General features: G+C 62.6%; 12 protein-coding genes. 6 read left to right on the top strand and 6 right to left on the bottom strand.

Annotated elements, in window-relative coordinates; all coding sequences use genetic code 11:
- Positions 1–8: 8 nt before the first annotated feature.
- Both ACIOJF_RS07775 and ACIOJF_RS07770 read left to right on the top strand, forming a co-directional pair.
- Entirely contained in the window at positions 9–998 is a 990-nt protein-coding gene (locus tag ACIOJF_RS07775) for an ABC transporter substrate-binding protein (RefSeq protein WP_105656453.1), read from the top strand.
- A gap of 119 nt (positions 999–1,117) precedes the next feature.
- The gene (locus ACIOJF_RS07770; protein WP_166650762.1) at positions 1,118–1,267 is read left to right on the top strand and encodes a hypothetical protein; all 150 of its coding nucleotides are present in this window, start codon (positions 1,118–1,120) and stop codon (positions 1,265–1,267) included.
- An 82-nt stretch (positions 1,268–1,349) separates the two neighbouring features.
- Here the strand turns inward: ACIOJF_RS07770 and ACIOJF_RS07765 are convergent, their stop codons facing one another.
- Entirely contained in the window at positions 1,350–2,438 is a 1,089-nt protein-coding gene (locus tag ACIOJF_RS07765; protein WP_105656455.1) for an alcohol dehydrogenase catalytic domain-containing protein, read from the bottom strand.
- Positions 2,439–2,546: 108 nt separating this feature from the next.
- On the opposite strand from ACIOJF_RS07765, the gene ACIOJF_RS07760 reads away from it, so the two are divergent.
- Positions 2,547–3,629 (top strand): zinc-binding dehydrogenase, encoded by a 1,083-nt coding sequence (locus ACIOJF_RS07760; protein WP_105656456.1) that lies wholly within the window; start codon positions 2,547–2,549, stop codon positions 3,627–3,629.
- Positions 3,630–3,708: 79 nt separating this feature from the next.
- Here the strand turns inward: ACIOJF_RS07760 and ACIOJF_RS07755 are convergent, their stop codons facing one another.
- Positions 3,709–4,254 (bottom strand): hypothetical protein, encoded by a 546-nt coding sequence (locus tag ACIOJF_RS07755; RefSeq protein ID WP_105656457.1) that lies wholly within the window; start codon positions 4,252–4,254, stop codon positions 3,709–3,711.
- Between the two features lie 213 nt (positions 4,255–4,467).
- Between ACIOJF_RS07755 and ACIOJF_RS07750 the strand changes: the two genes are divergently transcribed.
- A complete protein-coding gene (locus ACIOJF_RS07750) occupies positions 4,468–4,854 on the top strand; it encodes a nuclear transport factor 2 family protein (protein ID WP_105656458.1) in 387 nt (128 codons plus the stop codon).
- An 87-nt stretch (positions 4,855–4,941) separates the two neighbouring features.
- Here ACIOJF_RS07750 and ACIOJF_RS07745 read toward each other — a convergent pair whose 3' ends face one another.
- Genes ACIOJF_RS07745 through ACIOJF_RS07735 form a run of 3 tightly spaced genes read right to left on the bottom strand, consistent with a single transcriptional unit; the run spans position 4,942 to position 9,026 of the window.
- Positions 4,942–6,087 carry a flavin reductase gene (locus ACIOJF_RS07745; protein ID WP_105656459.1) on the bottom strand — a complete coding sequence of 382 codons (1,146 nt, stop codon included), beginning with the start codon at positions 6,085–6,087 and terminating at the stop codon, positions 4,942–4,944.
- On the bottom strand, positions 6,084–7,514 hold the full coding sequence (locus ACIOJF_RS07740) for an MmgE/PrpD family protein (protein WP_105656460.1): 1,431 nt from the start codon (positions 7,512–7,514) through the stop codon (positions 6,084–6,086). Before ACIOJF_RS07740 ends, ACIOJF_RS07745 begins: the two co-directional genes overlap by 4 nt.
- Positions 7,515–7,529: 15 nt before the next feature.
- The gene (locus ACIOJF_RS07735; RefSeq protein WP_105656461.1) at positions 7,530–9,026 is read right to left on the bottom strand and encodes a 4-hydroxyphenylacetate 3-hydroxylase N-terminal domain-containing protein; all 1,497 of its coding nucleotides are present in this window, start codon (positions 9,024–9,026) and stop codon (positions 7,530–7,532) included.
- Positions 9,027–9,273: 247 nt separating this feature from the next.
- On the opposite strand from ACIOJF_RS07735, the gene ACIOJF_RS07730 reads away from it, so the two are divergent.
- Positions 9,274–10,644: an MFS transporter gene (locus tag ACIOJF_RS07730; protein ID WP_286134075.1), complete on the top strand. Its 1,371-nt coding sequence runs from the start codon at positions 9,274–9,276 to the stop codon at positions 10,642–10,644.
- A 168-nt stretch (positions 10,645–10,812) separates the two neighbouring features.
- Entirely contained in the window at positions 10,813–12,141 is a 1,329-nt protein-coding gene (locus tag ACIOJF_RS07725) for an NtaA/DmoA family FMN-dependent monooxygenase (RefSeq protein WP_105656462.1), read from the top strand.
- A gap of 3 nt (positions 12,142–12,144) precedes the next feature.
- Here ACIOJF_RS07725 and ACIOJF_RS07720 read toward each other — a convergent pair whose 3' ends face one another.
- The gene (locus tag ACIOJF_RS07720) at positions 12,145–13,083 is read right to left on the bottom strand and encodes a LysR family transcriptional regulator (protein WP_402741430.1); all 939 of its coding nucleotides are present in this window, start codon (positions 13,081–13,083) and stop codon (positions 12,145–12,147) included.
- Between the last annotated feature and the right edge of the window lie 70 nt (positions 13,084–13,153).

Here is a 13,153-nt window from a genome sequence, read left to right as displayed (position 1 = left end):
AGGCCATCTTGAGAACTCCATCTTCCGCGCGCCGGGCCCTGCCCCTGTCCGCGGTCCTGCTCGTTTCCACCATGGCCTTGGCCTCTTGCGGCAACGCTGGGCAAGGCGCCGAAACACCGGGCGGCTTGATCCCGCTGAAGGTCTCGGTGGCCGGCATCCAGTTCGAGCCGGCTTACCTCGCCGAATCCCAAGGCTTCTTCGAAGACCATGGCTTGGACGTTGAAATCATCAATGGCGCAGACCCCGCCGCCCAGATTGCTTCTGCTATCTCCGGCGAGGTGGACATCGCCACCGGTTCCTGGGTCAACGTCGCCACCTCCGTGTCAAAGGGCCTGCCGATCGAAGCGCTGGCTTCGAATGGCGTGGTCGACCCGAACGTCGATAACTCCGGAGTGCTCGTCGCCAAGGACTCTGGGATTGCGAGGCTTGCCGATCTCAAGGGCAAGACCATCGGTGTCATCGGCGTGAAGACCGGCAGCGATCTGCCGGTCTTCCAAGCCCTGGAAGACGCAGGGGTGGGCGCCGAGGAGTTCAGCGAAGTGGGCATGCCCTACGCCGGGATGCAGGCCGCGGTGGAGACCGGGACCGTTGACGCGGTCGTCCCCAGCGACGTCTTCTACCACCAGATGATTGCGGCCGGCTTCCCCTCCTTGGGCAACCCGGTCCGCGAGTACCAGGGGAATCAGCCGGGCACTTTGTGGCTAAGCACTTCCCAGTGGGCCGGTGCGAATCCAGATACTGCCAAGGCCTTCGTATCGGCCATGAAAGAGGCAGTGGAGTTCTACTCCGATGCAGCAAACCTCGAGGAAGTGCAGAAGATACACGCCGAGGTCAACCAGATTCCGGTGGAAAAAGCTCCAACGCGGTTCGCCTTGGCAGGCACCGCGTTCGATGCAGAGGCTTCCCAGTCAGGCCTGGATGCAATGGCACGCTTCGAGCTCATTGACAAGCCCGTAACAGTGGATGAAGTGCTCTGGGAGCACGCGTCTCGCAAATAACCAGCACCGGCAAATCCTTGGACAGGGACTGGCGCGATGCTAGGCTCACGGGAGCACGTTCTGCCCACGGAAGGTTCACCATGAGTTCGGCAATCAGTTACCTCACCGGAGGATTTCTGGTGTCTCTGCTTGTCACCCTGAACATGACCTGGAACCAGCACCTGCCCGGCATCACCGGGTCCGTGGCGGTTGCGCTCAGCTTCATCGGGTTGCTGGGCTGCGTCTTGTACGCCACGCGCATACAGCGCCGCGCGCAGACCGGAGAGTAGCAGCACCCCCAGAACATGAAACAAGGCCAGCAGATCAGTGGACTGCTGGCCTTGCTTCGTTCAGCGACCGGCGTCGATAAATCTAGAAGGTAATCACGCTTCGGGCCACCGCACCGCCACGCAGCTGCTCGTATCCCTTGTCGATTTCATCCAAGCTGATATGCGCTGACACCAGTTCGTCGAGCTTGAAACGGCCCTGCAGATACAACTCGGCGTACATGGGGATGTCCACCTGGATGTTGCTCGACCCCATGGCCACGCCACGGATGCCCTTCTGGCGTCCCATCAGGTCTCCAAATGGGGTGATGCTGATCTGCGCGCCGGGCTTGTGAACGCCAATCAGGTACGCGGTGCCGCCGATTTCCAGCATGGCCACCGCCTGCTCGCTGGTGGCTTGCAGGCCGATGACCTCGAAGGCATGCGTCACTCCCCCGCCAGCAATCCGCTTGACGGTTTCCACCGCATCGCCCTCCCCGCCGTTGATGACGTCGGTGGCACCGAAGACCTTGGCCAGCTCCAGCTTGGCCGGCTGCAGGTCGATAGCGATGATGCGGGTCGCGCCAGCCAGTTTCGCGCCCTGGATGACGTTCAGCCCGACACCACCGGCGCCGATCACGGCAACGGTATCGCCTGGACGGATGCGCGCGGTATTAATAGCCGCGCCAGCACCCGTGACCACTCCACAGCCAAGCAGCGCCGCGCGGTCGAACGGGATAGCGTCCGGAACCCTTACGACGGTGTTCTCATGCACCAGCACCTGTTCCGCGAAGCCGCCAACACCGATGAACTGGGTGAGCCGCTGCCCACCCAGGGACAATCGCGGATTCTGCTGCGCGGTGCGGTCGGTGTGCGAGGGCACGCGGCACTGGTAGGGTTTGCCGGTGCGGCATCCCTTGCAGACCCCGCAGCTGTGCACTGGAGAAGTCACCACGCGGTCCCCCACCGAGAGCGAGGTGACAGCCGAACCGACGCCCACGACCAGACCCGAGACTTCGTGGCCGAGCACCGCTGGCATGGGGAAGCCGATGTCCGACGTCGCCACGTGCAAATCCGAGTGGCACAGGCCGCTGGCCTTCACGTCAATGAGGACTTCATGGGCTTCGGGGTTGTCAATGCTGATGTCCAGGACATCAAAAGAGCCGGCAACTTCAGAAACGACTGCTGCTTTCATGCTTCCTCCGGAAAATAGTCGCGCAAAGGGGGTGACGCAGAACACTAATAAAAATATACTATTAGAAATAATGCATTTTTAGAAGAAGAATCTAACGAAGGATCTGCAATGCGCGCAGCGGTCATCAACTCCATCGGCGAAGGTTTCAGCATCGAGGAACTCGAAGTCGACGAGCCGCGGGGGCAAGAAGTTCTGGTGAAGGTCGAAGCCGCAGGCCTGTGCCACTCGGATCACATAGTTGCCACCGTAGACCGCGGGCGCCCCTTGCCGATGGTGGTCGGCCACGAAATGGCCGGCACCGTCATCGCGCTAGGCCCCGAAGCCACCGACTTCGAAGTGGGAGACCATGTCATCGCCACGGAAATCAGCTTCTGCGGGAGCTGCGAAGAATGCGTCAACGGAGCGACCTACCGCTGCTTGAATCCCCAGCATGCGCTGCGCGGACCGGATACCCCGGCACGCTTGACGCGCAACGGCGAGCGCGTAGAAGGCTTCGGCGTGGCCGGTTTCGCCGAGTACACGGTCCTGCACCAGAACAAGCTGGTCAGGGTGCCCAAGGAAATCCCATTCGCGCAGGCTGCTGTGCTTGGCTGCGCGACAGCCACCGGCGTGGGCGCGGTGCTCAACGCCGCCAAGGTTTCCCCCGGGGAAACCGTCGCGGTCATCGGCTTGGGCGGCATCGGCCTGAATGTCATCCAGGGAGCCAAGCTGGCCGGCGCCAAGACCATCATCGGCATTGACCTGCAGCCAGAGAAGCTGGAGCTGGCCAAGAAATTCGGAGCCACCCATGTCATCAACGGCGGCACGGAAGACGTGGTCAGCGCCATCCGCGCCATCACCGGCCGCGGAGTCCACCATTCCTTCGAAGCCATCGGCATTGCCCCCACGCAGCGCCAGGCCCTGGAAGTCGCCAAAACCGGCGGACACGTGTATTTCATCGGCATTCCCCAGGGCAAGCCGCTGGAAATGAATATCATGCTGGACCTGCTGATCCCGCAGCGCAATCTCCACGGCATCTACATGGGCTCCTCCACGGTCCGCAATGACATTCCCTACTACGCCGAGCTCTATCTGCAGGGCCGGTTGAATCTCGATGACCTGGTGGCGCAGGAGATCCAGCTCGACGAGATCAACGAAGCCTATGCAAAGCAGGAAACCGGGTCCATCGCCCGCAGCGTGATCCGCTTCTGATCCGCATGAGCAACAAGCTGCAGGCCGCGAACCAGTTTCCTGGTTCGCGGCCTGCAGCCCAGCTAGTGGCGGCCAGCCTCTATTTGCCTTCCTTGGCGGCCCGCTCCTTCTCGATGGCTTGGACCTGGGCAACCATGTCCGGAGCAAAGGCATAGAGCTTGCCCTCTGACTGATGGACCCAGAAGCGCCCGCACAGATCAGTCGTCTCGCTTTGGCCATCGGCTGGCCACCAGTCGGCATCCAAGGTGCGGGTAGCTGAGATCTCGTCAGGCTCGAGGTTCTTGGTGCGCGGGTCAGAAGCGTAGGCCTTGGCCAGTTCGGCTTCGGTCGGATTCCCAACGGTTTCCAGCGCCTTGCACTGTTCGCTGTCCAGCTTGCCGTCGTAGTTCAGCATGAAGATGCGTTCAGCGCCGGTATTGCGCTGGACCAGCTGAACGTCGGTGCCGCCGGACGGAACCCAGTCGGGCAGCACGCCATCGGCCACGGCCTTCTCTGAAGTTTTGGCAGTTCGAGTGGTGGATTCATCGTACTTGTCGACGAAGAGATCAGAACCGCTGCAGCCGGTGAGCAGGAGAGCGAAGGGAAGGGCGAGCGCGCCAGTGGCGAGGTACTTTTTCTTGAGCATGATTCCATCGTAGAAATTTCCGCGGCCCGGGGAATCAGCGATGCGAGGTAACTATCCCGTGCCCGGCTCATACCCTCGGCTGATAGTTTCCACTTCTGGGATCAACCCTGAAACTCCATCTCACCCAGTAAAAGCACTCGCTAATATCCGCACATCGCCACTGCTTATTGGTAGATTGCCTACGAACCAAACGCTACTTAGGAGCCATCACCGTTGACGACTATTGACCCTGCGGCACTTGAATCGGAACTGCGCATCGCAGAAGAACGGCGCCTTTCGGCCATGCTCGCCCGTGACCTCGAAACCTTGGGGAACCTGCTTGAGCCGGATTTGCAGTACACCCACTCCACCGGTCGTGTCGATGACCGCGACTCATTGCTGGAACTGCTCGGTTCCGGAGCCGTCGAATATTTGGCGCTCAGCCACGACTTCGAGTCCGTTACCCAGGAGGGCAACGTGGTGGTCGTCGAAGGCAGCATGAAAATGCATCTGATTTCCGGAGGCGTCGAAAAGCATCTGGCAACTGCCAACCGCACGGTGTGGGCCAAGACCGGCGGCCAGTGGAAGCTGCGCCTCTTTGTCGGGGCCACAGCCCAATAGGCCCGCACTTCGACGCTTTATAAAGCCACGGCGGCAGGCTGGATCTTCCAACCTGCCGCCTTTCCACAGTGGCTATCGCCTCAATGCCTAAACCTGGCCGCCATGGCGGGCCACTGCTTCACGAGCCAGCGCCTTGCCGAACTCGGTGTGCGCGGCAAGCGCTGCCTGGGCCGCTGGCGCGTCACCGGCAGCCAGCGCTTCGGTCAATTCTGCAACGTGGCGGTGGTCCAGCTGGCGCGACCACTGCTCTGCGGTCAGCGCTTGGCGCCAGACGGTGCCAATTCCCAAACGGCGGAAGGAATCCACCAGCTGGCTGGAGCCGGCAACGCCAACCAGAGCATCGTGGTAGGCGACATTCAGGGCCAAGAACTCTTCCAGGTCGGATTCCGAAGTCTCACGCAGGTCAGCCAGCTTCGCGGTGATCTCGCGCAGGCTGGAAATGGTCTCTTCGGAAATCTTGCCCAGGTGCGAGGCGATCACCCCGGACTCGATGGTGGCGCGCGAGTCGTAGGCCGAATCGGTCAATTCTGCGGTAATCGGCTTTGGCTGGTATTTTCCGGTTTCGGTGCGGAAGACCAGGTGCTCGCTTTCCAGCTTCACCAGCGCGTTGGCTACATGATCAGCGTCGGCCCGGGAAGCCGCGGCGATGGCATCCACGTCGAGGTCTTCGCCCAGTGGACTGGTGCGCAGCAGCACCCAGGTGCGGGTGGCCTGGTAGGCAGCCAACTCCTTGGTGGGCTCGAGGCGGCCCATGGTTCCGCGGTAGTAGGCCAGCGGTTCGCGGTCATGGGCTTCAGCGTGGCTGACCAGTCCCAGGAAGACGGTGTGGGTACCGCCGGTCGGGGTTTCGGCCACATGGCATACGATCGTGGCCAATGCGCCGTCAATCAGCGGGATGCCCTCCGCGGAGAGGGTATGCGGCACGGTGGCGAACTTGTCCTCGCCCTTGCGGCCGAAGTGGAAGGCCAGCGCGCCCTGGTCCTCGGCCAGGATGTTGATGCCGAAGACGCCTGCTTCAACTACCCGGTCATGGGTGGAGCTGGAGCGGTTCAGGCAAGCGAGCATCATTGGCGGTTCCATCGACAGGGAGGACACTGCCGAAGCGGTGGTGCCGTAGAGCTGGCCGTCCACGGCCGTGGTGATCACCGTGACGCCGGAGGCGAAGTGGCCGACGACGTTGCGGAAGGTGTTCATGTCTACTGGGGTGACCGATTCAAGGTTGGTGATGCTCATGGGAGTTGCTCCTGGTAATTCGGGGTGAAGTTTCTAGCGGGGTCCAGCGCCGCCATCAGATCAGTCAGATCCGGTGCGCTGGCGAGGTGTTCGAGCTGGTGCTGCAACGCGTCCTTGCGTGCTGCCAGTTCTGGATGCGAGAACTCGAGATTCTTCGAGAACTTCTCAACTACCTGGTCATGCTCCAGGGGTGTGCGCAAGATGTTTCCGTCCGGGTGCTCCACGCGCACGTGGCGCACCTCGCCGCTGCGCAGCCGTGCAGTGATCTCCGCCGTCAGCCGCTGGCTGTTGGGCAGGGTGCCGGCTAGCTCGATGCGCCCGAGCATCTGCGCCAGCTCCGGGTCCGCCAGCGCGCTGGCGGTCAGGTGCTCGGGGCGAACCGTTCCGTGGATCAAGGCGATCGCCGCGGTGGCGTGCACCGAGAACAGGGCTGCCACGGTGCGGGTGTCCCCCGCCTCGAAGCGCGCCCCGACGAATCCGTTCAGGGTCCGCTCGCTCAGGTGGACGGTGAGGCATTCGATGTCCTTGTAGCCCACCGTGCCGTCGGCCACCAGTTCCGCGCAGGCCTGCAGCGAAGGCTGCGCGGCCCGGCAACTGGCAAAGGGCTTGATCGTGCAGTCCCCATGGAAGCTCACGCCAAGATCCGCCACCGCCAGTTCCGGCTGCGCGTCGATGCCGAACAGCTGGAAGTAGCCGTGCTTGCCGGTCAGCGGATCATCCGCCGCCTTCATGCCGGCTTTGGCCAGCTGCGCGGCGGAAATTCCGGCGCGGGCGGCGAAGGCCATGGGCAGCTTGAAGCCGTTGGCCCCATCGAAGATCGCCGCCACATTGCCCGAAGCCTGGTTGACCGCAATGCCGATGGCATGGCGTGCCTGCGCCTTGTCCAGGCCCAGCATCCGGCTGGCGATTCCAGCGGCGGCCAGGGCATTCAAGGTGCCGGTATTATCCTGCCCCGAGTACACGTCGAAGCCGCCGGCGATGGCCAGGCGGGCTGCCAGGTCATCGCCCAGCGCCAGAGCGGCCAGTGCTTCTTCTCCGGTGGCGCCGGTGGCTTCGGCCAGGGCCAGCACGACGGCCACGGTGGTTCCGGAGATGTGGGCGGCGACCTGCTTGCCGGCCGGGCCTTCGGCTTCCACCGGTTCGAAGTCGAAGGAGCGGATCAGGGCCGCGTTGACGAAGGCCGCGGAGGTGGCCGGAAGCTTGATTCCGGTACCCAGCACGGTTGCTTCATCGCCGTGGCCCCAGGCCTGCGCCGCTTCGATGAGTCCGGCAATGTCGTCGGCGCGGTGCCCTGCTAGCCCAACGCCCACCGAATCCAGCAGGCGCTGGTTCACGCGCTGGATCGTGGCCGTCGGCAGCTGGCCGTACTGGGTTTCCAGCAGGTGCTCGAGCAGCGCATCGAGCACATCGGGCGTCGGGTTAGCCATGATTTTCCTGCTTCCCTAGGCGCGCGTTGCCGCGGCGTCCAGGTCCAGTGCGGCCTGCTCGGCGATCACCGGGCTGATGCCCACCTCGGCGAACATCGCCTCGAAGGCACCGGTCTCGCCCTTCATCTGCGCCTTGCGGTGATCCAGCCCGCGGGCACGGCTGACCGACCCCAGGTAGAAGCGCTCGTACAGTTCGATGCGGCTGCCCAGGGCGGATCCGGCGAAGTCCCAAGCGGTGCGGAAGATCTTGGCGCGTTCCTCCGGCGCGATGCCGTTGGCTCCCGGCAGGTACTTCTTGAGCAGTGGGCCCAGGCGCGGGTCCTCGAAGGAGGCCGCGGTCGGGGTGGCCAGCAGGTTGTGGCTGCCCATGGACTTGATGATGTCGTTCACGCGGGCCATCCAGATGGGCATCATGGTGCGCAGCGCGGAGATGTCGTCGTGGCAGAAGAACGCCCCGCCGCCACATTCGGACGCGTTGACCTCGGCCGAGTGGATCACGGCGCGGGCGATGCGCAGGTAGGAATAGATCTCGCCGAGCATCGATGCGGTGTCCGGCTTGTTGTCGGTGGCGGTGACCTTGGCCATCTGCACGCACAGGTCGTAGGCGAACTCCAGCTTCACCGAGGCGCGGATGGCGGTCTGCTGCTGGGTGTTGCCGGTGGCGGTGCCGGCGTTCAGGGAATTGTAGACATCGAGCTGGCCGTCGATGAACACGCGATCCCAAGGGACCAGCACGTCGTCGAAGATGATGACCGCATCCTGCTCGTCGAAGCGCGAGGAGAACGGCTTGTCCACTACCGGCTGGTCCACGCCGTAGTGGTCGCGGCAGACCGAGACCACGCCGCTGGTGGCGACCGGGATCGCGAAGGACAGCGCGTATTCCTCGTAGCCCTTCTGGATGGGCACCGCCGGGTAGACATAGAGCTCGTCGGCGATCGGGCCCAGGGTGGCGAGCATCTTCGCGCCGCGCACGATCAGGCCTTCAGCGGTGCGGTCCACCACGCGCAAGGTCAGCTCTTCATTGATGCCCTGCAGTTCGCCAACCGACTTGTCGATGGCCGCGTGCACGATGGTGTGGGTCAGCGCCAGGTCGTTTTCCTGCACATGGCGCCAGTAGTTCTCCAGACGCTCGTAGTAGACCGGGTCGCCGGACTTGGCGAAGATGTCCGGGCGCGAGGCGTGGCCGGCGAGCACCACGTTGACGTAGTCGGGGGTGCGGCCGAGCATGCCATTGGAGTAGCGGGCCAGGCGGTCGAACGCGCGGTGGCGGCGGGCGATGTCTTCTGCGTTCTTGGGACGCAGCAGGGAGACGTTGTGCTGTTCGCCAGTCTGTTCGTCGTTCATCAGGCAGTCATCGGCGTACTTGTGCTGGTAGTCGAAGTAGGCGGCCATGCCGTTGATCGAGCCGGCAAATGCCGGGTGCTCGGTAACGTCAATGCGCTGATCGCCCAGCCAGACCTCGCGGGAATCCTTGAGCCCTGCCAGGTACTGCTCTCCAGTGCGTGCACTCATCTTCGCTGCTCCTTATCGGGCGTCCCGCTGAGCGGGTTCAAAAATATATTCTGTGCATCAGTTTATATAACTCATGTGACCCAGATCAAGCTCTGGGCCGAAGAATTTTTCCAAACCCGCAAGATTACGCGGTTTTCAAGGGCCAAAGAAAATATTATCCGTCTTAAAATGCGTAAAAAGTGGACAAGGTTAGTGAAATGAGCCACTATGGCTTAAGTCACATCAGCGATCAGGAAGGGTTCTCGACGTGTCCGACTCGCAACAGAACCAGCCAGTGCCGGCAATGGAGCCAAGCGACTCCCTCAACACCAAGGATTTGCGCCGCATTCTCGGATCCAGCTTCTTGGGCAGCGTCATCGAGTACTACGACTTCATCTTGTACGCCACTGCGGCGTCGCTGATTTTCGACAAGGTCTTCTTCGGCAACCTGAGCCCGGGCTTGGCACTCTTCGCCTCCTTCGGCACCTTGGCCGTCGGATACATTGCCCGCCCGCTGGGCGGCATTGTCTTCGGCCACTTCGGCGACCGCCTTGGCCGCAAGAAGATGCTGGTGCTTTCCATGATGATGATGGGCGTAGCCACCGTTGCCATTGGCCTATTGCCGACTACCGCAACCATTGGCGCAGCTGCCCCGGTCATCCTGGTCTTGCTCCGCGTGGTCCAGGGAGTCGCAGTTGGCGGCGAATGGGGCGGCGCCACCCTGATGGCCCTGGAACATGCACCCGCTTCCAAGCGCGGTTTCGCAGCTTCCTTCGCTAACGCCGGCGCACCGGCCGGTGGCCTGCTGGCCACCTTCCTGGTTTCCTTCATCTCCTTCTCCACCGGTGATGCGTTCCTGGAATGGGGCTGGCGCATTCCGTTCATCTTCTCGGCAGTCCTGATCATCATCGGCATGGTGATCCGCCTGAAGGTCGCAGAAACTCCGGTCTTCCAGGAGCTGGATGCCAAGGCCGCCGAGCGCAAGCAGGAGCGCAAGACTCCTATCTCGCTGGTGCTGAAGAACCATTCGCGCACCGTCATCATCACCCTGATCGCTTCCCTTGGCTTCTACACCTGCCAGGGCGTGCTGACTTCGTGGGGCGTTTCCGAAGCAGCGGCCCAGGGCGTGGACCGCTCCTTTGTGCTGAACACCAAGGGCTACGCGGCCATGGTCACCATCGTGATCTGCCTGCTGGCCGCCAAGCTCTCGGACAAGTACGGCCGGAAGATGATCCTGACCATCGGCGGCACCGCCGGCATCCTCTGGGCCTTCCCGGCAGTCTTCCTGATGAGCAACGGCACCGGCTGGGGCTTCGCAGTTGCAGTCATCGTCGGCAACGGCGTCATCCAGGGCATCCTGGCCGGACCGATCGGCGCCTACATCTCCGAGCTGTTCCCAGCTGATGTCCGCTACACCGGCGCCTCACTGGCCTACCAGGGCTCCTCGACCCTTGGGGCCGGCTTCACCCCGATGATCTGCACCGCGCTGGCCGTCAGCTTCGGCATCACCGCCGTAGGCATCTTCTGGGTGGCAATCCTGATCGTCGGACTGGTCGCCATCCGCATCAGCCCGGAAGGCGCCGCCCTGCCTCCCAAGGCAGCCGCGTCAGCGCCGTCCAACGCAAAGCTGAACGCCTGAACCCCGGCACCGGTCCGCGTATCAGTTGATACGCGGACCAGCTTTTAACACCAAACATCAATTTTTCTGAACGCTATGGCGCAAAAGTTCTCCATTTACGACTTTAGAGACTCTTGAAACCATGGACTCAGTGCTTCCCGTCACATCCGCAGGAAAGGATGAGTTTCAATGACTCCCAAGAACCCCCAGCACATGGTGCTCACGACCTTCATGCTCCCCGCTGGCTACCACAAGGATTCGTGGCGCATGGATGGCTCGCGCTCCGAAGAGCTGGCCAACCTGGAATTCGTCTACGACCTGACCAAGATGGCTGAAGACGCCAAGCTGGACGCCATCTTCTTCGGCGACATCGTCCATGCCAACACCGTAATGCGCGGCGATATTAAGATGAACGGCTTCTACGAGCCGATCTCGGTACTTTCCGCACTGGCAGCACGCACCAAGAACATTGGCCTGATCGGAACCGTTTCCACTTCCTTCTCGGAGCCTTACAACCTGGCCCGCCAGATGGCCGGACTGGACCACATGTCAGGTGGCCGCGCCGGGTGGAACATCGTGACCAGCTCCGATGGTTTCCAGAACTTCGGCATGGACTGCGCGCCGGATCCGGCCACCCGCTACCGCCGCGCCACCGAGTTCGTCGAGGTAGCCAACCAGTTGTGGGATTCGTGGGAAGACGACGCCGTCACCAACGACAAGGAGTCGGCATGGTACGTGGACACCGACAAGATCCATCCGATCAACCATGAGGGCGAATTCTTCAAGGTGCAGGGCCCGATCAACATGCCGCGCAGCCCGCAAGGCCGCCCGGTGCTGGTGCAGGCCGGCTCCTCGGGACCAGGCATGGAACTGGGCTCCTCGGTGGCCGATGGCATCTACACCGCGCAGCCGCTGAAGGAACCATCGGTGGAGTTTTACGCCAAGTTCAAGGCGATGGCGGCTGCCAAGGGCCGCAACCCCAACGACATCAAGATCATCCCGGGCATCCTGCCGATCCTCGGCGACACCCAGGCCGAAGCAGATGAGCTGGCCGAGGAACTGGCCAACCACATCCACCTGGAAAACGGCCGCGTGCAGGTGGGTGCCGATCTGAAGATGGATCTGTCCTCGCTGGACTTCAACGAGAAGATTCCCGCCGAGTGGTTCTCCGATGACCCCGCCCTGGGTTCGCGCTACCAGATCTACCGCCGCAAGTCGGTGGACCAGGGCATGACCCTGCGCGAGCTGATCGTTGACCTGGCCCGCTCCACCGGACACCAGTGGATGGCCGGCACCGCCTCGGCAGTGGCAGACCGCATGATCGACTGGTTCGATTCCAAGGCCTGCGACGGCTTCAACCTGAACGCCCCGTTCAACCCAGGCGGCTTCAAGCTCATCTGCGACAAGCTGATCCCTGAATTGCAGAATCGTGGCTACTTCCGCACCGAATACGAGGGCACCACCCTGCGGAATAACTTCGGATTGTCCTACCCGTCCTCGATCCGCACGCGCGTCTAGCCGCTAGCTGCGCCGGCCCGCATTCTCGAAGAGTTCCGCGGCGACTTCCACCCAGGCTTGGGCACGGGAGTTCAGCCGCGAACTGCGGGGCCAAGCCACCGAAACCGGAACCACGGCGATATTTTCGTCATCGAGTTTCAGCGGCTTGAGCACCACGTTCAGCTCTTCATAGGGTGCTTCCAGGGCCGGCTGCTGGAACAGCACAGCCACCCCGCGGCCGGTACTGACCAGCGAGCGCACGGTCGCATAGGAACGCGAGCGGTGCCGGATCATCGGTTCCAGCCCGCTGCCCTGGTACAGGCCGAGAATGCGCTGGGTGATCGGCTCGGATTCGAAGAGGACCAGCGGCTCCTCGGCAATTTCACGAAGCGACACCGAGGGGTTGCCCGCCAGCGGATGCCCCGAAGGCAGCAGTATCTGTGCTTCGGCTATCGCCACGGTGGCCGAACGCAGGGCCGGGGAGATCTCCGATCCGTAGAGGAAGGCGACATCGATGGAACCATCCAGCAGTGCATCCTGCATTTCCTGGTGGAACCCCTCCAGGAAATCGACCTCCACTTTCGGGCATTGCTGGGCGAAGGCGCTGAGCATCGGAGGAATGATGACCGGGCCCAAGGGCATGAAGCAGCCAACTGTCAGCGGGCCGGCAAGCTCTTCGCGGGTTCCTTGCCCCATGGTCTCCAGATCATGGGCCCGGTCAAGCAGCTCGCGGGCCTGGAGCAGCACCGTCTTGCCACTCGCGGTCAGCGTCAGCCCCTTGGCCCGGCGCTTGACGGCCAGCTCGGCACCGACGATGCGCTCGAGTTCGGCGATGGACATGGAGATCGCCGAGGGCGCGAGGTGCAGTCGCCGGGCGGCTTCGGCCATGGTTCCGGCTTCGGCAGCGACAACGAAATGCCAGAGCTGGCGCAAGGTCAGCTGCGGGTGGGACACAAGGCTCATGACATCAAGCTTATTGATGATGACCGCAAACAAAACAAGATTTTTAGATTAAGACAGTGAGGCCGCGGCG

Origin of the sequence: Glutamicibacter sp. NPDC087831 (assembly GCF_044742845.1) — a bacterium.
Taxonomy (GTDB): domain Bacteria; phylum Actinomycetota; class Actinomycetes; order Actinomycetales; family Micrococcaceae; genus Glutamicibacter.
The sequence above is the reverse complement of the archived record's forward strand: the minus strand, read 5'-3'. Positions and strand labels throughout refer to the sequence as shown.